Source organism: Natrinema sp. 74 (genome assembly GCF_046097095.1).
Taxonomy (GTDB): domain Archaea; phylum Halobacteriota; class Halobacteria; order Halobacteriales; family Natrialbaceae; genus Natrinema.
The window spans coordinates 827650-850325 of record NZ_CP175698.1 but is presented as its reverse complement, the minus strand read 5'-3'; the positions used below and the strand labels follow the sequence as shown (position 1 = coordinate 850325).

Annotated in this window: 24 protein-coding genes; 14 read left to right on the top strand and 10 right to left on the bottom strand. The window is 63.6% G+C overall.

The window, feature by feature from the left end; translation table 11 throughout:
• Nucleotides 1–27: 27 nt before the first annotated feature.
• Nucleotides 28–501 (bottom strand): cupin domain-containing protein, encoded by a 474-nt coding sequence (locus ACJ70B_RS04200; protein ID WP_408959160.1) that lies wholly within the window; start codon nucleotides 499–501, stop codon nucleotides 28–30.
• Between the two features lie 249 nt (nucleotides 502–750).
• On the opposite strand from ACJ70B_RS04200, the gene ACJ70B_RS04195 reads away from it, so the two are divergent.
• Complete coding sequence (locus tag ACJ70B_RS04195) at nucleotides 751–1335, top strand: tRNA (cytidine(56)-2'-O)-methyltransferase (protein ID WP_408959159.1); 585 nt, start codon at nucleotides 751–753, stop codon at nucleotides 1333–1335.
• Between the two features lies 1 nt (nucleotide 1336).
• Here ACJ70B_RS04195 and ACJ70B_RS04190 read toward each other — a convergent pair whose 3' ends face one another.
• Complete coding sequence (locus tag ACJ70B_RS04190) at nucleotides 1337–2008, bottom strand: hypothetical protein (RefSeq protein WP_408959158.1); 672 nt, start codon at nucleotides 2006–2008, stop codon at nucleotides 1337–1339.
• A gap of 95 nt (nucleotides 2009–2103) precedes the next feature.
• Nucleotides 2104–2751: a hypothetical protein gene (locus tag ACJ70B_RS04185; RefSeq protein WP_408959157.1), complete on the bottom strand. Its 648-nt coding sequence runs from the start codon at nucleotides 2749–2751 to the stop codon at nucleotides 2104–2106.
• 108 nt (nucleotides 2752–2859) lie between these two features.
• Between ACJ70B_RS04185 and ACJ70B_RS04180 the strand changes: the two genes are divergently transcribed.
• Entirely contained in the window at nucleotides 2860–4437 is a 1578-nt protein-coding gene (locus tag ACJ70B_RS04180; protein ID WP_408959156.1) for a class I adenylate-forming enzyme family protein, read from the top strand.
• Nucleotides 4438–4483: 46 nt separating this feature from the next.
• Here ACJ70B_RS04180 and ACJ70B_RS04175 read toward each other — a convergent pair whose 3' ends face one another.
• Nucleotides 4484–5479: an MBL fold metallo-hydrolase gene (locus ACJ70B_RS04175; RefSeq protein ID WP_408959155.1), complete on the bottom strand. Its 996-nt coding sequence runs from the start codon at nucleotides 5477–5479 to the stop codon at nucleotides 4484–4486.
• Between the two features lie 449 nt (nucleotides 5480–5928).
• Between ACJ70B_RS04175 and ACJ70B_RS04170 the strand changes: the two genes are divergently transcribed.
• Genes ACJ70B_RS04170 through ACJ70B_RS04160 form a run of 3 tightly spaced genes read left to right on the top strand, consistent with a single transcriptional unit; the run spans nucleotide 5929 to nucleotide 7911 of the window.
• Nucleotides 5929–6453: a transcription factor gene (locus ACJ70B_RS04170; protein ID WP_408959154.1), complete on the top strand. Its 525-nt coding sequence runs from the start codon at nucleotides 5929–5931 to the stop codon at nucleotides 6451–6453.
• Nucleotides 6453–7133, top strand: coding sequence for a DUF2110 family protein (locus ACJ70B_RS04165; RefSeq protein WP_408959153.1), 681 nt, complete (start codon nucleotides 6453–6455; stop codon nucleotides 7131–7133). The genes ACJ70B_RS04170 and ACJ70B_RS04165 overlap by 1 nt, the downstream gene beginning before the upstream one ends.
• A 1-nt stretch (nucleotide 7134) precedes the next feature.
• Nucleotides 7135–7911: a DUF5803 family protein gene (locus ACJ70B_RS04160; protein WP_408959152.1), complete on the top strand. Its 777-nt coding sequence runs from the start codon at nucleotides 7135–7137 to the stop codon at nucleotides 7909–7911.
• A gap of 36 nt (nucleotides 7912–7947) precedes the next feature.
• On the opposite strand, the gene ACJ70B_RS04155 is transcribed toward ACJ70B_RS04160, so the two are convergent.
• Nucleotides 7948–8403, bottom strand: a complete 456-nt coding sequence (locus tag ACJ70B_RS04155; protein ID WP_408959151.1) for a chemotaxis protein CheW — start codon at nucleotides 8401–8403, stop codon at nucleotides 7948–7950.
• A 499-nt stretch (nucleotides 8404–8902) separates the two neighbouring features.
• Between ACJ70B_RS04155 and ACJ70B_RS04150 the strand changes: the two genes are divergently transcribed.
• From ACJ70B_RS04150 to ACJ70B_RS04110, 9 genes are all read left to right on the top strand, one after another.
• Nucleotides 8903–9709, top strand: a complete 807-nt coding sequence (locus ACJ70B_RS04150; protein WP_408959150.1) for a chemotaxis protein CheW — start codon at nucleotides 8903–8905, stop codon at nucleotides 9707–9709.
• 137 nt (nucleotides 9710–9846) lie between these two features.
• A complete protein-coding gene (cheY, locus tag ACJ70B_RS04145; RefSeq protein ID WP_006181855.1) occupies nucleotides 9847–10209 on the top strand; it encodes a chemotaxis protein CheY in 363 nt (120 codons plus the stop codon).
• The gene (gene cheB / locus ACJ70B_RS04140) at nucleotides 10206–11417 is read left to right on the top strand and encodes a chemotaxis-specific protein-glutamate methyltransferase CheB (RefSeq protein WP_408959149.1); all 1212 of its coding nucleotides are present in this window, start codon (nucleotides 10206–10208) and stop codon (nucleotides 11415–11417) included. Before cheY ends, cheB begins: the two co-directional genes overlap by 4 nt.
• A complete protein-coding gene (locus ACJ70B_RS04135; RefSeq protein ID WP_408959148.1) occupies nucleotides 11410–15105 on the top strand; it encodes an ATP-binding protein in 3696 nt (1231 codons plus the stop codon). The genes cheB and ACJ70B_RS04135 overlap by 8 nt, the downstream gene beginning before the upstream one ends.
• Nucleotides 15106–15139: 34 nt before the next feature.
• Complete coding sequence (locus tag ACJ70B_RS04130; protein ID WP_408959147.1) at nucleotides 15140–15745, top strand: chemotaxis protein CheC; 606 nt, start codon at nucleotides 15140–15142, stop codon at nucleotides 15743–15745.
• A complete protein-coding gene (locus tag ACJ70B_RS04125) occupies nucleotides 15742–17010 on the top strand; it encodes a chemotaxis protein CheC (protein WP_408959146.1) in 1269 nt (422 codons plus the stop codon). Before ACJ70B_RS04130 ends, ACJ70B_RS04125 begins: the two co-directional genes overlap by 4 nt.
• Nucleotides 17007–17522, top strand: coding sequence for a chemotaxis protein CheD (locus tag ACJ70B_RS04120; protein ID WP_408959145.1), 516 nt, complete (start codon nucleotides 17007–17009; stop codon nucleotides 17520–17522). Before ACJ70B_RS04125 ends, ACJ70B_RS04120 begins: the two co-directional genes overlap by 4 nt.
• Nucleotides 17519–18424 (top strand): CheR family methyltransferase, encoded by a 906-nt coding sequence (locus tag ACJ70B_RS04115; protein ID WP_408959144.1) that lies wholly within the window; start codon nucleotides 17519–17521, stop codon nucleotides 18422–18424. Before ACJ70B_RS04120 ends, ACJ70B_RS04115 begins: the two co-directional genes overlap by 4 nt.
• A 65-nt stretch (nucleotides 18425–18489) precedes the next feature.
• On the top strand, nucleotides 18490–19773 hold the full coding sequence (locus ACJ70B_RS04110) for a hypothetical protein (protein WP_408959143.1): 1284 nt from the start codon (nucleotides 18490–18492) through the stop codon (nucleotides 19771–19773).
• Between the two features lie 33 nt (nucleotides 19774–19806).
• Here ACJ70B_RS04110 and ACJ70B_RS04105 read toward each other — a convergent pair whose 3' ends face one another.
• The 5 genes from ACJ70B_RS04105 to ACJ70B_RS04085 are packed head-to-tail and all read right to left on the bottom strand — an operon-like array spanning nucleotide 19807 to nucleotide 22675.
• Nucleotides 19807–20574 carry a hypothetical protein gene (locus tag ACJ70B_RS04105; protein ID WP_408959142.1) on the bottom strand — a complete coding sequence of 256 codons (768 nt, stop codon included), beginning with the start codon at nucleotides 20572–20574 and terminating at the stop codon, nucleotides 19807–19809.
• A complete protein-coding gene (locus ACJ70B_RS04100) occupies nucleotides 20571–21065 on the bottom strand; it encodes a hypothetical protein (protein WP_408959141.1) in 495 nt (164 codons plus the stop codon). Before ACJ70B_RS04100 ends, ACJ70B_RS04105 begins: the two co-directional genes overlap by 4 nt.
• Nucleotides 21062–21514 (bottom strand): hypothetical protein, encoded by a 453-nt coding sequence (locus ACJ70B_RS04095; protein ID WP_408959140.1) that lies wholly within the window; start codon nucleotides 21512–21514, stop codon nucleotides 21062–21064. Before ACJ70B_RS04095 ends, ACJ70B_RS04100 begins: the two co-directional genes overlap by 4 nt.
• Nucleotides 21508–22137 (bottom strand): hypothetical protein, encoded by a 630-nt coding sequence (locus tag ACJ70B_RS04090; RefSeq protein ID WP_408959139.1) that lies wholly within the window; start codon nucleotides 22135–22137, stop codon nucleotides 21508–21510. The genes ACJ70B_RS04095 and ACJ70B_RS04090 overlap by 7 nt, the downstream gene beginning before the upstream one ends.
• A gap of 4 nt (nucleotides 22138–22141) precedes the next feature.
• A complete protein-coding gene (locus ACJ70B_RS04085) occupies nucleotides 22142–22675 on the bottom strand; it encodes a hypothetical protein (RefSeq protein WP_408959138.1) in 534 nt (177 codons plus the stop codon).
• Between the last annotated feature and the right edge of the window lies 1 nt (nucleotide 22676).

The window sequence follows — 22676 nt, the reverse complement described above, 5'->3', positions numbered from 1 at the left end:
GAGAAGTGCCGAATGTCCCGGTGATGCTCAGTCCCAGTACCCGACCGCGTCGTCGATATCGTAGTAGCCGTGAAACGAGCGCTCGTCGCGCCCGCCCGGCGGTGAGCCGACGAAGACGCCGAACTTGTCCATCTCCGGGTAGATCGTCACGTCCGGCTCGTTCATCGTCGACATCGCGAGATATCGGAGCGGCTCATCCCCATCGTTGACGAGTCGGTGACCGCCGCTCTCGTTGGCCGGCAGCGTCACGAAATCGCCCGCCGAAAGCGGCTCGAGACCGTCCTCAGTCCGGAGTTGGCCGTCGCCCGCCAGCACGTAAATCGCCTCCTCGTTCGCCGTGTGGTAGTGGTAGGGCCACGAGCGCTGCCCGGGCGGAAGTTCGTAGAGGCTACAGCCGAGGTCGTCGGCATCGACGGCGCTCGAGAGCTCTTTCCGGCGGAACGTCGCCTCCTCGCGCTTGTAGACTGTCCAGTCGATAGCGGACTCGTTAACTTTCTCCATGGCTTGCTCTCACATCACCTCGAACGTACGTTTCCATGGAGCTTTCGTTGGATTTCGACCCCGCCCTCGAGTTACACGGAATTTCACGGAATCCATATGGCAAAATGTAGTCTGCCGGTGGATTCTGGTGGCCTCTATCTGACGAACCGGCTTCGCGACACCGCGAAATCCGGCTGCTCGGAACCCGTCGGCGGGCGCGAGCGAACCGAAAACGAAACCACCTAACCTTGCCCCGGAGTTGATGGACGCATGCACGACGATAGCGAGGTCGCCGTCCTCCGGCTCGGTCACCGCCCCGGCCGGGACGACCGGATGACGACCCACGTCGGCCTGACCGCGCGAGCGCTGGGAGCCGACCGCGTCCTCTTTCCCGATAACGCCGGCCAGTCCCTCGAGACGGTCGCGGATATCACCGATCGCTTCGGCGGCCCGTTCGACGCCGAACTCACCGACTCGCCGCTCGGCGTCATCCGCAACTGGGAGGGACGGGTCATCCACCTCACGATGTACGGCGAACGCGTTCAGGACGTGGAAGACGAGATCCGAGATGCCCACCGTGCCGACGGTGAGCCGCTCTTGCTCGTCGTCGGCTCCGAGAAAGTCTCCTTCGACGTCTACGAGGAGGCCGACTGGAACGTCGGCGTCACCAACCAGCCCCACTCCGAGGTCGCGGGGCTCGCCGTCTTTCTCGATCGGTTGTTCGAGGGGCGCGAACTCGAGCGGGAGTGGGCCGACGCCGACCGGCGTGTGATCCCGATGGAGACGGGCAAGCGCGTTGAGTCGGCGGACGAGACTGACGAACGTGGCGTAGACAGCGTGGACAGCGAAGAGTGAACTACCGACCCGGACCCGGAACGAGCACCGAAAACGGCCGATAGAGCCGGCGAATCGTATCGCGAACGAGCGACGACGGTCCCAGACGGCGTTCGTCGACCGCGTACCGCTCGCCGGTTCGTTCGACGGTCTCGCCCGCTTCGAGTCGCTCGAGTATCGGTTCGACCTCCTCGCACGAGAATTCCGTTCGATCGGCGAGCTGTGCCGGCGTGAGCGCGACCGGAGCGTCGCGGAGTTCGTCGAGGACCACTCGCGCATCCGATGTAAACTGCATCGTCTCGCGCAGCGACGCGTCCACCATTGGGTTCGGATCGGGCGTCCTCAAGCGGTTGATCCCGTGGCGTCGGTCATAGAGCGCGTCCAGACAGAGCCACCAGCCAATGGCCGCGAGGGCGACGTAGAGCCATGAGAACGCGACGACGGCGGCAACGGCACACCCGATTCCGATACCGCCGCCGACCAGTATTCTCGAAGCGTACTGCGGCGCATCGATCGCCGATAGTGCCGTCCTGAGAACGGCCAGTCCACCTATCGCAAGCAGACCGCCGACGACGATCCCCCAGGAGTCGGTGAAGACGGCGAACGCGACGAGCACGACCGAGACGCGGATCGGGTCTTCTCGTCCGAGTTCCGTCCGGAGGGTCTGAAGCGTTCGACCGACCGATTGGGTCATGGAATTCGGTTCGCCGTCACGATACAAAAAAGAAGTGGAGAGGTTGACACAATCGGGCGAACGGGTTCACTGATAGTTTGCGGGGTTTGGGGCGGTTAGCCGGCCGGCCGAAACAGACGAATCGGTCGGCACAGGCGTCGGCCAATCGATCGAGCGATTCCACCGGCCCCCATCTCGCGATCGTCGATCGCGTATCCGGTCCCGATCCGTTCGATCGGCCCCGAGTCGCCGTGGACCTTGAGTAGCCGTTCGAAATCGTCCTCCAGGAGTCCGGTTCGGTCGCAAAGCTCCGCCTTCGTGAGCGGTCGATCGGCCTCCTGTAGTTCCTTGAGCAGCCAGCTGTTGTGGAGCGCTATGAGGTGAACCTCGTCTTCTGACAGTTCCTCTTTGTCGATGTCGCTTGTATCGTCGGTCCGTCGCGCATACAGGCCGTCGAGACAGATCCAACAGCCGACTGTCAGCAGCACACCGCCGACCCAGAAGAGATTACCGTCTCGAAGTTGGACGATTCCGCCGGCGACGGCGAACAGACCGAAGGCTATCTGGGCGAGCGCCGGATCGATGTCGAACTTGTCGAAGATGACCTCCTCGGCCAGCGGTGTGATCACCACGATCGATGCAATCATCGCAATCTCGGTTACGTCAGCACCGAATACGGTGAGAACGCCGGCGAGGATGAGGGCAGCGACGACATCGGAGCTGTCGATCCGATCGCGAAGTCGGGAGACGGTCTCGAACTCCATTTGTTGGAGATAAAACACGACCGTTCCTAAGTCTATCGCTCGGGTTTCGTTTGCTCTGCGAATGTAAGAGAGATACAACTTTAAGAAAGGGGTGCGCTATCACGAGCCATGGACCTGGACGCGGTCGACGAATCCGCACTGGCGGGGAACGTCGCGACGCTCTTCGATCAGACGGCGGCCCAACACGGGGAGGCACAGGCGATGGAACACCACGGCCGGCGCTGGACTCACGCGGAACTGCGCGACTGGACGGCCGAGCTCGCCGGCGGGCTCCGCGACCTCGGCCTCGAGTCGGGTGATCGGATGCTGCTCTTCTTGCCGAACTGTCCGCAGTATCTTGTCGCCTCGATCGGCGCGTTCAAAGCCGGCGTCGTAATCTCACCGGTCAATCCCCAATACAAGCGCCGCGAAGTAGCCTACCAGCTCGAGGACACGGACGCGAAGGCGATCGTCACTCACCCAGCACTCCGGGAAACCGTCGATCAGGCGACCGAGGACGCCGGGATGGAGCCCGAGGTGATCACGATCCGGAGCGAGGACTGGCCGCGAGACGACGCGGACCACGCCTTCGAAGAGCTGCGCGGCGAACCGACGGTGGTCGACCGCGACGGCGACGACGTGGCCCTGCTGCCGTACACCTCCGGGACGACGGGCGATCCAAAGGGCGTCCAACTCACCCACGACAATACGCGAGCGCAACTGCTGTGGCCGCTGGTGGCTTCGAACGTCGACGTCGAACCCGAGGAGGTGCGCAGCCTCACCTGGCTGCCGCTGTACCACATCACCGGCTTCACCCACACCGCGCTCCAGCCGCTGGTCGGCGGCGGCCGGCTCTACTTCCGCAGCGCGCTCGAGTGGGACGCCCAGGAGTGCATGCAACTCATCGAAGAGGAGGGAATCACCCACTTCGTCGGCGTGACGACGATGTACGCTGACATGGTTGATTCCGACGACTTCGGCGAGTACGACCTGACCAGCCTCGAGTCGGCCTCCGAGGGCGGCGCGAAGCTCTCGACAGCGGTCCAGGAGCGGTTCGAGGAGACCGCTGGCGTCGACATCTCGGAGGGCTATGGCCTCACCGAGACCCACGGCGCGACCCACACTCAGAGCGGGTCAACCTTCGGCCTGAAACACGGGACGATCGGCCAGCCCTTGCGGATGATCGACTGCAAGATCGTCGACGAGTCCGGCGACGAGGTCGCGCCCGGCGAGGAAGGCGAACTCGTCGTCCGCGGCCCGCAGGTGATGAAAGGCTACCACAATCTGCCCGAGGCCACTGAAGCCGCCTTCACCGAACACGGCTACTTCCGGACCGGCGATATCGCCCGCCACGACGAGAACAACTACTACGAGATCGTCGACCGCAAAAAGCACATGATCAACACCGCCGGCTACAACGTCTACCCGAGCGAACTCGAGGACCTCTTACTCGAGCACGAGGCCGTCGCGGACGTGGCCGTCGTCGGCGTGCCGGACGAGCGGCGCAACGAAGTACCCAAGGCGTTCGTCGTTCCCGCCGAGGGGGTCGAGCCCGGCAGCGACGTGACCGCCGAAGCGATCAAAGAGTTCTGTCTCGAGGAAGTGGCCAGCTACAAACACCCCCGCGAGATCGAGTTCATCGACGAACTGCCGCGGACGACCAGCGGAAAGATCCAGAAGTTCAAGCTCGAGGATGACGTGAACTGATCGGCCACGCGAACTGTCGGCCCGCGGTCGGCTCTCTCGTCCGTGGCTACGTCGTCTCGTAATATCGAACGCCGTCGTCGAGGTCGGACGTCACTTCGTCCCGCCTCTCGAGGGTGCCGAGTGCTCCGAGCGTGTCGAGCACCGGAGCCATATGACGGACGGTGCCCGCACGCTCTTTTGCGATCGACAGCGGCGTAGCGGGTTCGATCGCCGCGGTCGCTTCCTGCGTCTCGGCCAGCAACTCATCGAGTCGGTCGCGGGTGGTCTCGATGACCCGCTGTGGGTCCTCAAAGGACGGGCCGTGGCCGGGGAAAACGTGCGTCGCGTCGGTCTCGCGCAGCCGATCCATCGCCGTGTAGTAGTCGTCGACCGCCTCGTCGGCCCCCCGATCGATGCCGACCTGGAAGGCCCCGGCGCGAAACGGCTCGATGAGCGCGTCGCCGGCGAACAGCACCGTCGTCCCCTCGAGCGTCGTCTCGTAACAGCAGTGGTTGATCTCGTGGCCGGGCGTCTCGAAGGCGCGGAACTCACGCCCGCCGACGGTGAACGGTTCGGTCGGATCGACGGGGTGGGCCGTCTCGAGGTCGATCAGCCGCCGGTCCCGACCGATCTCGTCGATTTCTTCGTCGACAAGTTCCTCGCGCTTGTCACCGCGGTAGCCGGCCGCCGTCGCCGCCTCCCACATCTCCGCTCGAGCCGTCTCGAGGTCGCGCTCGAGCCGCGACAGCGCCGCCGCCGGGACGTGGACAGTCGCGCCGGCCTCCCGGAGGGCGGGGAGTTGGCCGATGTGGTCGCTGTGGACGTGGGTCACGAGCACGTGGTCGACGTCTGCCGGTTCGCGGTCGATCTCGGCGAGACCCTCGAGCAGTTCCGACTGACCGACCTCGCCCGGTGCGCCCGCGTCGACGAGGATCGATTCCGGCCCCTCGAGCAGGTAGGCGGCGACATGTTTCGGCGGCCAAGGCACATCGAACTCGAGGCGATGGATACGAGAGCGGGCGCGATCGGCCCGGACAGTTCCGCAGGAGGAATCGGTCGTCATTGTCTCGAGAAGTGCCATCCACCCACATAAACGTCGCGTCCGAACGCGCCGCCGCCGATCGAAGCCGCCACGTTCGTGGCGGCAGTCGCCTCGAGCTATCTACCGAGTGTATCCGAACGACAGCTACGCAAGACGAGAACGAAAACGACGCACTCTGCTATCGCGGGTACGAGGGATTTCCACGCCCTCCCCAGCCGATTCACTCGCTGCTCACGGCTCCCGCTGGTCGCCGTTCGCTCTCGAGGGATTCACTCCGTTCATCCCTCACACCGCTCGCTCATCCCTCGCACGTAGTCGAGCAGACGGTTCGCCGTCAGCGAACCGTCGCACGGCGTGCGCCACCGCAAGCTGGGTTCTCGGTCCAGCGCGATACGCCGTCCTCGATTCTCGCGGTAGCGAGGCGGGGCACTTGATAAGACTTAATGGCTTCATGCCGTTACACGTAGGTAATGGCTTTTGAGGACCTGCTCGAGGACCCGGTGATCCAGAAATATTTGCACGAGCTGGTCGGTCCCAAGGGGATGCCCGTCGCGGCGGCACCCCCGGACGGGGAGGTGACCGACGAGGAGCTCGCGGAGGATCTCGACCTCGAGTTGAACGACGTGCGGCGGGCGCTGTTCATCCTCTATGAGAACGACCTCGCCAGCTACCGGCGGCTGCGCGACGAGGACTCGGGATGGCTGACCTATCTCTGGACGTTCGAATACGACAACATCCCGGAGAACTTAGAAGAGGAGATGTACCGCCTCCACGAGGCCTTAGCGGACCGCCGCGAGTACGAGCGCAACCACGAGTTCTACCTCTGTGAGATCTGCTCGATCCGATTCGAGTTCGGCGAGGCGATGGACTTCGGCTTCGAGTGCCCCGAATGCGGCTCGCCGCTCGAATCGATGGACAACAACCGCCTGGTCACCGCGATGGACGACCGCCTCGACGCTCTCGAGGACGAACTCAACATCGACGCCGACGCCTGATGGTCGTACTCGCAACCAAACTGTACGTCGAGGGCGACGCCCGCGAGCGGTCGCTGGACTCGCTGCGGTCGCTGGTGGACAACGAGATCGGCGACTTAGACGTCGCGTTCGACATCGGCGTGCGCCACGACGACTTCCCCTCGGTGACGATCGAGGGCGACGATGCTGTCGTCGCGCGCAACGTCCTCCGCGAGGAGTTCGGCGAGATCGTCCCCGACCTCGAGGCCGGCGAAACCTACGTCGGCACGCTCGAGTCTTGGGACGAGGACGGGTTCGTCTTAGACGCCGGCCAGCCGGTTCGGATCCCGGCCGACGAACTCGGGCTCGGCCCCGGGACCCCGACGCAGATCCGCGAACGCTACGGCCTCGTCCAGCACATGCCACTGGCGTTCGTCTACAGCGACGAGAACGAGGGCGCTTCCTCCCGACTCACCGACGCCGAGCGCGACCGCCTCTACGAGTGGACTCGCGGTGCTGGCCGACTCAACGTCAACAGCGCTACCCGGGCGGAGGTCCGAGCGACGCTCAACCGCGCGGGCCACGCTCAGGACTACGTCACCGTCGAGCGACTCGGCCTCTTAGAGCAGAGCGTGATCTGTACCGAAGATACCGACCCGCCGGGACTGCTCGCCAATGTCGGCGAGTACCTCCCGGCGGAGCTCCGCTGTGTCGTACCATAGCATGAACCGGCGATTCGTTCTCGCGACGCTCGCGGTCGTACTGCTGACGATGGGAGCCGGTTGCTCGGCGTTTTCCGGCGGGATATCGGACGAGCAACTCGACCGCGAAGCGAACTACAGTGACGTGCGCGACAGCGACGCCGACGTCGCTATCGCGCTCGAGGACGGAAACCTGATCAGCGGGGGTGAGTTCCGGGCCGTCTACGACCTCAACGGGACCCGGAAGCTGGAACTGTCTCGATCGTCCCTCTTCAACGATGAACCACTGAACGTCTACGGCGTTCGCTACTGGTATCCTAACGGAACCGAACTGAACGGCTCCGAACTTGAGGTCAAACAGGGTCGTTCGGCGACCACGATCGCGGTGCCAAACGAGAACGGCACCCTCGCGTTCTCGGGCAAGGCCGGACGCAAGACGTTCAGTCTGCCGGCCTACGTTGGCGGCTCCTACGAGATCACGCTGCCCGAGAATCACCGAACGACGAACTTCCTGTTCGGAGAGGTCTCGCCCAACGGAGCCGAGCGAGAGATCGTCGACGGGCAAGAGCGGCTCTCCTGGGAGCAGATCGAGGCCGACCGAACGATCTCGCTCCGGTACTACCTCGCACGAGATATCCCGCTGTTTCTCGGGCTTATCGGGACCACCGTCTTACTCGGCGGTCTCGGAATCGGCTACTACTATCGGCAGGTCAAACGGCTCCAGAAACAGCGCGAGGAGTTCGGCATCGACGTCAACACCGACGACGATTCGGACGGCGGCCCGCCGGGACTCCTGTAGTCGCCAGACGTATTTCTCAGCGTTTCGAAATACCGCTTAGCCGTGCATCGCTCGTTCGTCGAGCCAGATGACGGCGGCGCCGTCGATCTCGAGTCGGCCCATGACGTACCTCGTCTGTAGCTGCGGCGGCTCGAGCGACGACGGACGGGCAGAACGAGTTGAGCCGGCCTCGTCGACGAGCCAGCCGTAATAGCGGTCGTTCTCGTCTGCAATATCGAGGACGAGCACCTGCGGATCGTCGATCCGTGTTGGCGTTCGAAACGACGAGCCGAAAAGCCGCGGGAGGTCGACGACGGTGACCCGCTCTCCGGCGACGGTAATCGTTCCCGCGTTCCAGGGGTCGTCGGCGTCTGCCAGCGGGTCGTCGTCCCCGATACCGAGGACGGAGGCAACGGCGTCGGCCCTGATGCAGTAGCGTCGCTCCTCGAGGTCGAACGTGAGCACGGTCACACGGTCGTCGGTCCCGTTTCTGCGGTTCGATGCCGATCCCATTCTGTCTGAGGGATGGACGGTCGGAAAATAAGTATTTTGATGGGGCAAATAGTAGCTCGAGCATGATATCTACTAGAGTGGAATTACCGTGATTCCGACGTGAGTCCCGCAGGGGTGGCGGTCGGTGGTTAAACGACCGCAGAGAGAACCGCGAACAAGCCGGGTACGGCGAGTGCGGCGATACCAGTTGGGGAACGATCGCGTGGGACAAAGGTCGAGAGCGGTTCAGTGGACCAGACAAAGAGGTACGTATGGCGGCTAGGGGAGCACAAGAGGGTTCGGTATCCTCGAGCGAGTACACGTCCGTTGTTGGGAACTAGAAGACGGGGTCGTTTCTATCCAAGTACACGAAGACGGAAGCTGGGGGCCGGTATCTCTTACTCATGACGGAGTCTCGTATGAAAACGAAACGTGTTACGCAACGAGATACTATCTCGTCAGATGACTGTCAACGTAGAGTCAACGTTTTAGTGATGGAACTTGATACACGAACAGGACTATGGCCCCGGATCTCTCGGAAAAGCTTCTCGGAATGGATATCGACGCTGCCGACCGGACTCGCGATGCGGGCGGCGAGGCGGGCGAACAGGAGGAACTCGTCCAGTTCGTCGTCGTCGGCGTCGGCGAACATCGACTTGCGCTGCCGGTCAATGCGGTCAGGACGATCACGAAACCGCCGGCCGAACTGACTCGCGTTCCGCGGTCACCGCCCGCGGTCGAGGGGCTGATGGACCTACGCGGGGAGATCACTGCGGTCATCGATGCACACGTCCATTTCCCGACGACCGAATCCCGTTCGGGGCGCGAGCGCTTGCTCGTTCTCGACCGACCCAGCGATCAGCAGTCGGCCGCGATCCGAGTCGACGACGTCATCGGCGTCGAGACGACACCCGAGAGCGACATTCTCGACGGTGACGCGGTCGAAGCCAGCGAGTTCGATGGCGATGCGCTCGAGCATCCGTTGGTCGTCGCGCTCATCAGACAGGAGCGAGAACCCCGCGCCGATGTCGGTCGTGTGGTCACGGAGCGACCGGCCGACGACGGCGTCGCACCGACACCGAGTCCCGACGCCGGTGGCGCGACCGGAACCGGCGGATCCGCGGCGCTGTCGTCGGCACAAGGCGTCGGCGGCGAACTCGGCGATTCGGTCGGCGAGACGTTCGAACTCGAGCCCACCGAGGACGCCGACGCCGAACCCGGCGGTGAGACGGAGGGAGAGCCCGAGGATTCGGTCGAGGAGATCGTCGTCGAGGCGACGCCGCTCGTCGACGTCGAGCGCCTGTTGTTAGCGTCGGAGCAGAACTGAGACCGCCGTTGACGTCCGGTCTCGAGGTGCGGGTTCGAATGGGTTCTCCGAGGCGGACTTGACACTTATCACGACTGATAATCGAGAGACAGCATTTATGGTAGTCGTATCTCTATCAGAGTCTGGTGTACTACTGAATGTCGACAGGGGTGCTCATCGTGGACGACTCTCATTTTATGCGGAATTTACTGCGTCAGATCTTGGAACAGGATTACCGCATCCTCGGAGAGGCGTCCAACGGAGCAGAAGCCGTCAAACTGTACAAAGAACACGATCCCGACATCGTTATGATGGACATCGTGATGCCCAAGTGCAACGGTATCAAGGCGACCGCGGCGATCAAGAAGATCGATCCGGACGCCCGCGTCATCATGTGTACGAGCGTCGGACAGCGTGAGAAAATGAAACTTGCCGTGAAGGCTGGCGCTGACGGCTACGTGACGAAACCGTTTGAAGAACCCAGCGTCAGAAAGGCTCTTTCAGACGTCGTCGCGGCATGACGCGAGTACTCGTTGTCGACGACTCGCAGTTTATGCGGACAGTCATCGGCAACGCGCTCACCGGGGCCGGATACGAGGTAGAAACGGCTGCGAACGGATCGGAAGGCGTCGAACTCGCCGATACGTTCGATCCGGATGTCGTTACGATGGACGTCGAGATGCCCGAAATGGACGGAATCGACGCTGTCGAGCGAATTATGGCGACGAATCCGACCGCGATTCTCATGCTCAGCGTTCACACCGAGCGTGGTGCGGAGGCCACGTTCGACGCCTTAGAGCGCGGTGCCGTGGATTTTCTCCATAAACCCGACGGTACCGGATCGCGGAACATTGCACACTTGACCGATGAGGTCATCGAGACGGTCGACGACCTCGCCGAAGCGGACGTCTCGTCTGTCGCGCTCGCCCGCGCTTCGGCGACGGCCTACACGACCGGTGCGGACCGCGTTAGCAGTCCCGGGCACACGACCACAACCGGGAGCGCCGTCGCCGGCGGTTCGGACGTCCAGTCGAACGTCGACCACAGCGCGCCCGGGCCCAGTGTGACGCCCGGGATCGGCTCCGACGTCGAACATGACGAACCGGCACCGATCGCGGTCGACGGCGAGCGTGCGGCGGCCCCGACGATCGTTATCGGCGCGTCGACCGGCGGCCCGAAGATTATCGAACGGCTGTTCGAACGGCTTCCGGCCGATCTCGAGGCGAAGGTGCTGGTCGTCCAGCACATGCCCCCCGGTTTCACGACGCGACTGGCCGAGCGACTCGACGATCGCAGCGCCTACGACGTCACCGAAGCGACCGACCGCCAGCGGCTCGAGCCCGGCGAGGCCGCGGTCGCGCCGGGTGACTTCCACCTCGAGGTGGTGAGCAACCTCGGTGAGACGCTGCGTCTGGGTCTCGACGACGGCGAGCGCGTCCACGGCGTTCGGCCGGCGATCGACGTGACGATGCACAGCGCAGCCGAACGGGTTTCCGACGCCCTCTGTGGCGTCGTACTGACCGGGATGGGCCACGACGGCGCAGCCGGGATCGAGGCGATCAAGGCTGCCGGCGGGCACACGATCGCACAGGACGAGGCGACGAGTCCGGTCTTTGGCATCCCCTGTCAGGCGATCGAAACGGGCGACGTGGACACGGTCGCGCCCGCCGGTGGCGTCGCCGATGCGATCGTCGACGCCTTCACGACGGACGGTGAGAACGATGACTGATTATCTCACAGACTTCGTTCAGGAGAGCGAAGAACGGATCACGGAACTGAACAACGCCCTGCTCACCCTCGAGCGTGACCCCGACGACGAGGCGGCGATGGAGAACATCTTCCGGATCGCACACACCCTCAAGGGCAACTGTGGGGCGATGGGGCTGGAATCGGCAAGCGATCTCGCCCATGCGATCGAAGATCTCCTTGACGCCGTCCGCGCGGGCGACCTCGTGGTGACGTCGGAGTTGATGGACGCCGTTTTCGACGCCGTCGACGAACTCGAGACGATGATCGACGAGGTCGGCGCGACCGGTGAGGTCGAGACCGATCCGTCGGCGACGATCAGGGCGCTCAGAGCGCACCTTGAGGCCGTCGACGAGACGGGATTCGTCGCGCCGTCGGCCGACGAGATCGACGGCGTCTGTTCCCGGTTCGAGCCGCCGGCCAACGACGACCACGACGTCTATTTCGCTCGGCTCGCGATCGCCGAACGCGAGGGCGTGAACAACGGCAAACTGGTCGTCGACGCCCTGATCGACGCGTTCGACCTCATTGGGACCGACCCGTCACAGGACCGGATCGAGGCCGCGGAGTACGACGGCGGTTTCGACGCCGTGTTCGCGACCGCGGTCGGCGAAGCCGCGATCACCTCCGGTCTCGAGCCGGTCGAAGAGGTCGACAAGTTCGAAATCATCGACGTGACAGACCGGTTCGACGAGGCCGACGAGGCTCCTCAGCCAGCCGACGAGATCGAGGCAGGCGACGAGATTTCCGCCGAAGAAGCACAGGACCTCGAGGTCGACGACCTCCTCGACGAGTTCAACGAGTTCGACGACTTAGACGAGATGGTCGAGGACGTCGACGACGACGACCTCGAGGCCTTCGAGGACATGGGCGAGGCCGGCTCGTTCGACGACCTGCTCGAGGACGAAGAGGTCGACCTCGAGGCCGAATCGGACGGGTCGCCGGCCGATTCGATCGATGCGGGCGATGGATCGCCGTCCGACTCGTCGGAGGACACTGACGCGGCCGCCGAGGGCGAAGCGGCCGACGCGGCGTCCGAACCTGACGACGTCGACGACGCCAGTGCGGTCTTCGACGAACTCAAAGACGAGGTGGAGATGGTCGGCTTCGACGAACTCCAAGACGAACTCGCCGAACTCGAGTTCGACGAGTTCGACGAGGAGGAGGAGGTCGGTATGGACGAACTCCTCGGTGACGACGCCGACGACGACTCGTTCCTCGAGGGCGACGCACCGTCGGAGAGCGAGGTTGACGATATCCTCGTAGACGAGGACGTCACGGCCGATATCGACGAGAGCGCCGATGACGATGCGTCCGGATTCGAGTCCGCTTTCGAGACGACGGAACCGGAAGCAAGCGATGCGACAGAGACGAACGCTACCGACGGCGTCGCGGACTCGACGGCGACCGAGACGCCTGACACGGAGGCCGACGAAGAGATGCCTGATACGGCGTCCGACGAAGCCGGTTCCGCGGCCGACGAGACATCTACAGCGTCAGACTCGGAACCTAGCGAATCGGCCGACATAGCCGATCTCGAGGGGGCGACGGGCGACGAACCAGCCGCCGAGGAACCGACGGACGACGTGACCGACGAAATCGACGAATCGGACGCCGCTGGCGTTGCCGAGGCGACGGATGACGAGCGCTCTGCCGACGAGGTGACGGCCGAAGACACCGTCGCCGACGAACCGACGGCCGACGACGAACGTAGTAGCGACGGCGATGGCCCGGCGACGACCGACGATGTGGCCACAGAGACGACCGACGCCGAGTCGCTCGAGGGCGAATTCGAATCGGCGACGATCGGGGATACAAGCGACGACGAATCGGTTGCAGAGACGGTCGCGTCGGACTCGGAGGACTCGTCCGAGCCGAGGGAAGCGGAACGCGGCGCAGCGAGCGACGAAGCGACCGAATCCGACGGCGCGGTCGACCGCGAGTCCGAGGAGAACGACACGTTCGAGGACGGTGACGATCCCGCGACTAGCGGTTCGTTCGGAGCCGACGCCGCCGATGAGTTCGAGTCGGCCGACGAGACAGCGGCGTTCGACGATTTTGGAGTGTCAGACGACGAGGCGGCGGCGTTCGACGAATCGGCGGACGACGAGTTCGAGTCGGCCGACGAGGCGGCGACGTTCGATGATTCGGCAGATGATGAGTTCGAGTCGCCCGACGAGACAGCGGTGTTCGACGAATCGGCAGACGACGAGTTCGAATCGCCCGACGAGACAGCGGCGTTCGACGATTCGGCAGATGACGAGTTCGACGAGGAACTCGACGACGAGGTCTTCGCCGGAACCGACGAATTCGACGTTGGCGCGGCGGAATTCGATTCTTCGACGCCGGAGTCGGATGGGGACGACGACTCGAGTCCGGCGTCGGCGGCCGCCTTCGGTGACGGATCGGCCGGCGGAGATGACGACGACGATGACGATGTCGTACGGACCGTCGAGGAACCGTCTCTCGAGGTGCCGGCGCTCTCCGTCCCCGAGACGGACGAACGGACGGAGAACGACGACGACCAGACCGATGAGGTTCAGTCCATCCGAGTCGACGTCGAGCAGATCGACTCGCTGTTGACCCTCGTCGAGGGGCTGGTCACGAGTCGCGTCCGCCTCCGCCACGCGGCCGAGGCCGACGGCGACAACGGCGCGCTCGAGACGGAACTCAACTCGCTATCGGAGCTGACGACGGACCTCCAGGAGACGGTCATGGACATTCGACTCGTGCCGCTTCAGACCGTGACGAGCCGTCTACCGCGGGTCGTCCGTGACATCGCTCGCAATCAGGACAAGGAGGTCACCTTCGAGATGAACGGCGAGAACGTCGAGCTCGATCGCGGTATTCTCGATCGGATCGGTGACCCGCTCATCCACCTCGTTCGAAACGCCGTCGACCACGGGATCGAACCGCCCCAAGCGCGTAAAGCGGCGGACAAGCCCCGTGAGGGGACCGTCGAGGTCCACGCCGATCGCGAACGCGACCGCGTAACCATCACGGTCGAGGACGATGGGAGCGGGCTCGATCCCGATCGGCTTCGGGCCGAGGCCGTCGATGCCGGCGTTATCGAGGAGTCCAAAGCGGCCGAACTGTCCGACGAGGACGCCTACGAACTCATCTTCCACCCCGGCCTCTCGACGGCCGAGGAGGTGACCGACGTCAGCGGCCGCGGCGTCGGTATGGACGTGGTCAAGCGGACGATCGACGATTTAGATGGCACGGTCTCGATTGACAGCGAGCCGGGCGAGGGGACGACCGTGACGATGGAACTGCCGGTGTCGGTTGCAATCGACGAGATCCTGTTCGTCGAGAGCGGCGGCGAGGAGTTCGGCGTCCCGACCAAGGCCGTCCGCGACATCGAGTCGGCCAGCGCACTCGAGTCGACCGGCGAGCAGTCCGTCCTCCCGAGCGAAGACGGCGACTACCCCGTCATCCCGCTCGCCGACGTTTTAGAGACGCCGACACCCAGTGCGAACGGCGATGGGATGGTCGTTCGCATCCGCGGTGAGGTCCGCGAAGTAGCCCTGCACTGCGACCGCGTCCACGGCCAGCAAGAGGTCGTTGTCAAGCCCTTCGAGGGCTTTATGAGCGGCGTGCCGGGGCTCAGCGGTGCGACGGTTCGGGGGCGGGGAGAAGTAGTCAACATCCTAGACGTGACAACACTATGAACGAACGCGAACACCCAACCCTACGGAGGAACGCATGACGATGATGGTCGACATACGCAAGCTGAGCTTTATAAACGAAATGGCGAAAGTCGGGACGAACGGCGTCGCCGACAACATGGGCAAACTGACGGGCGAGGACGCCCAGATGGAGGTGACCAAGACCAACTTCATCGACGTCGAGGACATCGAGTCCCAGCTCGACGGCGGTAAGCGAGTCGGCGTCCGCGTCCGGCTGTTGGATCCGCCCCACGGTCACATCCTCATCCTCTTCCCCGAGGCGAGCGCGAAGAAGATCACCGCGATCATGCTGCGCGATGTCGTCGACGATATGGGCGACGTCTCCGGCAAGATGGCTCGCAGCGCAGTCGAGGAAATGGGCAATATGATGGCCAGCGGATTCATCGACGGCTGGGCCGACGTCCTCGGCCGTGCGATCGATATCGCCGCGCCACAGCTCGTCTATGCACCGGCGGGCGATATCGTCACCCGGACGGCCAGTTTAGGCGGCGACGATCTCGCCCTGTTCTTCGACTCGGATCTGTCCGTGCCGAGCTATCAGATCGAGGCCGAGATCTACGCCTTCCCCGACCTGGCTGAGTTCGTCGAAATGGTCAACGGCATCGAAGTCCAGACCGCATGAAACTCGACGTCAACGCACTCGGTACGTTCTACCGAATGGCTCGAGAAGGGGCCGGACTGGCGGCGGGCCGACTCACCCACATGCTCGGCGTCGAGACACAAGTCGGCGTGACGAAACTCAACTTTATGCGCGGCCAGGAGATCCGGCGTGACTTCGAGGACTCGACCGAGAAGGTCGGCGTCCGGGTCAAGCTCACCGGCGCGATCGAGGGCTACTCGGTCGTCGTCTTCGAGCGCGAGAACGCGCTTCGCATCGTCCAGACGCTGCTCGCCGAAGCCGGCCCCGAGGCAGATGTCGACGCCGATGTCGACGAACTCGACGGGTTCGACGAGATGACTGAAAGCGCCACGACCGAGGTCGGCCACATCATGAACAGCGGGTTCATCGACGGCTGGGCCGACGTCCTTGAGGCCGTCATCGACGTCTCCACGCCGGAGTTCGTCGAAGGCCAGACCGCCGACCCGTTCTTCGGCGACATCGACGAGGCACCGGCCGACGACGACCTCGCTTTGCTCTTCCAGAGCCGGATCGAGACCGTCGGCACCGAGGTCGGCTTCAGCCACTACCTCTTCCCCAAACGCGAGTCGCTCTCGACGCTCTTAGAGCGCCTGCGAACCAGCGAAGGTATCGAGTACGACAAACTCGATGGCTTCGACCGAATGGCCGAGCGCGGTGCCGAGGAGGTCGCCAAGACCGCGACCACGCTGACCGGCATCGATACGAGCGTCGAGATCCGTCGACTGAACTTCGTCTCGCTCGAGGCGATCCCCGAGCAGGTCGCAAACGAGACGCTCGTCGGCGTCGCCTTCGAGTTCGACGGGATGCCAAGCGGCTATCTCCTCTTCCTGTTCGACGAGGAGTCGGCCCACGAGATCGTCGACGCGATGGTTCCGATGGAAGTCGAAGAGGAGGGCTTTGGCGAGATGGGAACCAGCGCGATCAAGGAGCTAGGAAACATCATGGCCAGCGGCTTCCTCGACGGCTGGGCGAACGTCCTCGATACGACGATCGACCACTCGACGCCGGAGTTCATCCACGACATCGGCGCTGCTGCCGTCGACCCGGTTATTATTCAACTTGGCGAGAATCAAGACTTCGCGTTCGTCTTCGACACGGTCGTCGTCGCCGACGGCCGCGAGTTCGACTGTGAAGTGTACGCGATTCCCGACGAATCGGACTTAGAACGGGCGCTGAACAACTTGGACGTCGATCGGATCGAAGAGACGCCGACGACGGCAGAGTTCCAGGAAGTCGATAACGCATGAAAACCTACGGAACCGAACCAGGTGCACCGACGCCGGTCCAGGTCGGCATCTCCGAACTGGTCGTCAGCGACGGCGACGACACGCTCAAATCCTACGGGCTGGGGTCGTGTCTGGCCATCGCCCTCTACGATCCAAACACCGGAATCGGCGGGTTGGCACACGTCATGCTCCCCGACGGCGACGACGCGGACAACAGCGAACGTAAACCCGGCAAGTACGCCGACACGGCGATCCGCGCCCTTCTCCGGCGGATGGTCGAGCAGGGAGCTAATTACACCGCCGTCGAAGCGAAGATTGCCGGCGGCAGCGACATGTTCGAGTTCGAGAGCTTCGGCGACGGCGTCGGCCAGCGAAACATCGCCGCCGCAAAAGAGGAACTCGAGAAGTTGGGCGTCCCGCTTGAGGCCGAAGACGTCGGCGGCGAATACGGCCGGACCGTCGAGTTCACGCCCGGATCGGGCACGCTCACGGTGACGTCCTCGAGCAGCGACAACGGAGTGACGGAACTGTGATCGGCGACGGCGCTGGTGACGCCGACACCCCACGAGACGGAACCGATGACGACGACACGTTTTCTGACCTCCTCGCGTTCGTCGAGGACGAACTGTCGTTTGCGACGAGCCACTACAACGATAGTTACCTCGACCGGCGCGTCTCCTCTCGGATGCGCCGCACTCAAAACGAGAGTTACGAGTCCTATCTCGCGACTCTGCGGAGCGATTCTGACGAACAGGAGGCGCTGCTCGAGGCGCTGAGTATCAACGTCACGGGCTTCTTTCGTAACCCCGACGTCTGGTCCGGGCTCCGGGCGGTCCTCCGCCGGCTCACCGCGACCACCGAACCCGTCCGCGTCTGGAGCGCCGCGTGTGCGGACGGTCGAGAGCCGTACTCGCTGGCGATGCTCGCCCGCGACGATCCCGAGATCGACGGCGCTTCCGTCTACGTCCTCGGCACCGACATCAGCGAACCGGCGCTCGAGACGGCTCGAAACGGCATTTACGAGGAGTCTCGGACAATCGATCTAGACGAGCAACTCTCCTTTCTCGACGACTATCACCGGTACGTCGACGTCGACGGGCGGACCTACCGCGTCCGCGACAACGTGAGACGCAACGTTCGCTTCCAGCGTCACGATCTGATCAACGACGCGCCGAAATCAGGTTTCGATCTCGTCGTCTGTCGGAACCTGTTCATCTACATCGACAACGCGTACAAGGAGTCGATGCTCGAGACCATCGCCCGGTCGCTACGGCCGGCCGGCTACCTCGTCATCGGCAAGGCCGAGACGATCCCGCCGAACCTCAAGTCCGCCTTCGCCGTCCGCGATGCTCGCCTGCGCATCTATCAACGCGAGATGACGGAGACGAGCCCCGGGCGAGCCGACCGGCGCGCGGACTCGAGCCAGGACTTCTAATCCCGCCGGGTACAGCTGAACGATGATCGGGTGTTACATGACCGTCCGCCGAATACTCCCGACGAATGCCACCGCTCGACCTCCGTTCGTTTGTCGCCCGCGTCGCGGCGCTGGTCGATTCCGCTCCGCCGGCCGATCTGGACGAAACGCGCACCTGGCTCGTCGAACCTTTCCTCGAGACGCTGGGCTGGGACCTCGCCGATGCGTGTGTGACGGACCGTTCCGTCGACGATATCCAACTCGAGTACGTTCCGACGGTCGAGTCGGTCCCGGCGCTGTTCGTCGCCGTCGAGCGCTATGGCGACCCTCTAGACGAGTCCCGAGCGAACGCCCTTCGGACGGCCATGGCGTGGACCGGCGTCGATCGCGCGATCTACACTAACGGACGGCAATTTCTCCTCTGTTCCGGAGCGACGGACGTCGAGTATCGCGCACTCACCGTCGCCGAACTCGCCGACGCCGACTCGGCCGTCGCGGCGTTTTCGCGAGCGGCCTGTACGCGTCGCCTCGAGCGCCACGCGCGAGATCACGTCGCCCGCCAGCTCGCCGTCGAGCGGCCGGCAGTGGTCGAGTCGATCGTCGATTGCCTCGCGGACGCGACCGTTCAGGGCAATGTCTACGCCGACGAATTCGAGTCCGCGACGGACCGCTTTCTCGACCGGCTTATCATCACGTTCGCCGACGACGAACCAGAGACAGCGCGTACAGGCGGGACAGACGACGTAGCAATACGGTTCGACGAGTCGACGATCACGGATGACGGCGAATCGACGGGCTCCGAACGCGACCGGACGGCACGAGCGGAACTCGACGAGCAACGGACACCCGGCGACGGTAGCATCGCAGACCCGACATCGACGGAACGAGCGAACAGTGCGGACGCGAACAGCAGTACCGAGCCCGATGCACCGGACGGGGCCGACGAGCCCGATATCGACGATGCGCCCGAACCGGCAGCCGGTGGTCGCGACGACGGCTCGGACCGTGCCTCGGGTTCCGACGGCGAGGGCGATGGCGGCGAGTACGTCGTTCGGTTCTTCAACGAACGCGGGTCGATCGGCGCGGTCGGCCACTCGACGTCCGCGGGCGCGCTCGTCCAGGCCGCCGACTACCTCCTCGAGCGCGGGCTCGCCGGCGTCGACGTTCCGTGGAGTCCGGACGACGCCGAGTCGACCGTCCTGAACGCCGAACCGACATGCGCCGACGGCTCGTCGATGACCCAGCCACGGAAGCTTTCGAACGGCCTCGTTCTCGAGGTCGCCGGCACCGTTGATGCTCGCGCCGCACGCGTTGAGGCGTTGGCCGCGCGAGCCGGGCTGCGGGCAATGCTCACCGGCGACTGGGAATAAACCGTTCTGCACTGACAGGGGGAAGAGGCGCCGTCAGTAGGTGACGTCCGCTTCGACGACCGTTATGACGACCCGGTCGAGATTGGTGCAGGTCGCACGGAGATCACCACTGGCCGACCCCGACGTCTGCCAACCGGATCGCTCGAGCGACGCGTTCCACGCCCGCTCGTAGGTGGTGTTCAGCCGGATCGAGACGTTCGAAATGCCGTCTTCGATCTGTGTCTCACGCTGACGTTCGGTCATCGTGACACCGAGTCCGCCGCTGCTCGTGATCGCTCGCTCGCTCGCGTTGATCGCGATCAGCGAGATGACGGCAGTGTCGCTTTCGGGCCGACACGTCAACTGCGGTCGCTTAACGACGGCGCTGCCGGTTTCTCCGGCGCGAACGACCCCTCCGCCCTCGTAGGCGATCGTGGTATCTCCGGTTTCGTACGTGAACTCGCCGAGGTCGACGGGAACCGTCGAGACGGTACCCGAGCTATCGTTGATACGGATCGTGAGATTCGTCCCGCTGTATCCCGTCGAGACCGTCCCCTTCCGCAGTGACAGTTCACCGTACCGTTGCTCAATCCCGTCATGACGGAGAACGGAATCGAAGTTCACCGCGAGCGCCTCCATCGCCCGTTCGGCGTTTCGCAGCTGTTCGCCCTCCTGGTAGTCTCTCATCGACTGGAACCCAACCGTCGCCAGCAACGCGACGGAACTGAGGATGATCCCGAAGACGAGGATAAATGCGAGCACGTCGGAGACGGCACGGTCGTCTCGACTTGGTTCCGTCGTCTGTGGTCGTGTTCGTCTCATTGTGTTCCGTCCTCGATCGATATTGAACCGCTTTCGTAGACGATCTTGATCGTGCCGCCGGACGTAGAACTCCCGGCGTCGATGGCAGCTTCGGTCTTGATCGGCACGTAAACGACGGCGTCAGCACCGTCAGCCGTCAGCTTGACGCAGCTAGCACTTCCGTCGAGAAGCGGTGCAGAGGCACAACTGCTGGGCTTCAGGAGTTTGACGGTGTACCGCGAACTCGCAACCGTCCGCGGATGATCGACCGTGAGGGTCACGTTGTCCGTTCCTGCTCCGATCTGGTCGGCGTTGCCGATCTGGTCGGCCAACCGCTCGCCAATCGTCTCGAGCGAGGCGTCGGCGCTGCGGTCCGTCTCGACTTCCAGCATCGTCCCGGCACTGGCCACCAACATTGCGATGAGAATCGTCGTGATGCCGAGTGTCAGAACGTGGGTGACCGAAATCGACACCGCACGATCTCGTGACGTCCGCCGTCGAATCATACTCATGTGGGGCAATCACCCGGTTCGATGGTCGTTTTTCGCCTGAAATGCAGGCTGCTCGAGTCGTACGTGACGACCACAGTCACGTTTCGGATCTGGCTTCCGGTGACACCCGTAGCGTCAACGCTGACGTTCACGGCCGCCGGTGTCGATCGAACCGTCCTGTGGCGATAGGAGTCGCTGAACGTCGAGACGTTTTGCTTGATGTGATCCGCCAGCGTGGAATTCGATGCGCTCGAATCGTTTTCGACCCGCTCGAGTAGACAGCCGACGCCGTGTTCGACCTCGAGGGCGACCGTGTCGGCGGTGCTCGCGCTCTGGCTCGTCCCGCCCGAGGAGAGGGTTTCCGTGTAGAGGACGCCGTTGAAGACGACGACGACGCCGAGAATAATGAACGCGAGCGTGATTGCACCGATCAGGATCAACTGTGCGCGGTCGTCACGCTCGCTTACCATACGATCACCCGGACTTCGACGACGTTGTACAGCGGCGTCTCGCCGTCGTACTTATGCGGAATCATTCGTTCGTTACTGCTTGTCTCATGTAGTTTATCGTCTGACGAGTCCGATGTCACGGTCTGATTATCGTACAACGTGACGGTGTAACTCGCCGTCAAGGAACTCGAGGGTGGACTCCCCTGATACACGAGCGTCCGTTTCTCTCCGTCTTCCGCGTACAGCTCGACGTTGTACGTCCAGCCGTTTTCGCTAAAGCGTTCCTTCAAAATGGCTCCGAGTACGGACTCGTTCGCGAACCGATCGACCGAATAGGTCTTGGTGTCCTCATTGGGCGCCGGCGGTTGGCCAGCATCCTCGAACCCGCCGTCGTCATGCCAGTTTCGAACGATCTCTGAGAGGTTGCCGTCCTGGCTCGAAACGATCAGGGAGTCCTGTACCTCCTGTTGGATCTGCAACTGAGCCGTCCGATCGGCCTGCCCGCCGGTCGTCGGTGTGATGACGACCGATTGCAGCGCGAACAGGACCGCCATCAGCACGACCATCGCGCCGATGAATCCCTCGAGGGTGTAGGCCTGTCCGCGGTCGGTATCGCCGTCCGGTGAGTCGTGTGGCCGAGGCATACGATCACCAGACCCTCACGACGAGCCGACATGCGGGATCACACTTGTTCTCGTCCGTCGTGATGATCCGCGCCGAGCTGGCGGCCGACTGATTGTTATACGCGTCTCCGCCGGACCAAGTCGACGGAGACCCGATCATGGTTCCGTTACCGAGATACTCTACGCTCACGTTTACCTGATCGAGGGTATTGCCATTGGCGTTCCGAAGTCCTAACTCAGCGGTGAGATTCGATTTTGTGTACGTCTGAAACTCGCTCTTGCTGATATTGTTCTCACCGGCCGACGTGTTGTGCACGATCAGGTCCGCGATCCGATCGGCCTGTGCCGTCTCCGCCCCGCCGACCGACGAGTCGAAGGGCGTAATGATCGTGGGCAGAAACGAGAAGACGAAGGCAATCGCAAGCAGGAAGACGCCGATTCCGACGGCGAAGTCCTGCGTCGTCTGCCCCCGTTCGTCGAGCGAGACCGAGACCGTCTGCGGGTGCCGGACTCGTTCGTTCCGACTCTGCGTTCGGTCGCGCGTCTGGTTTCGGATCATG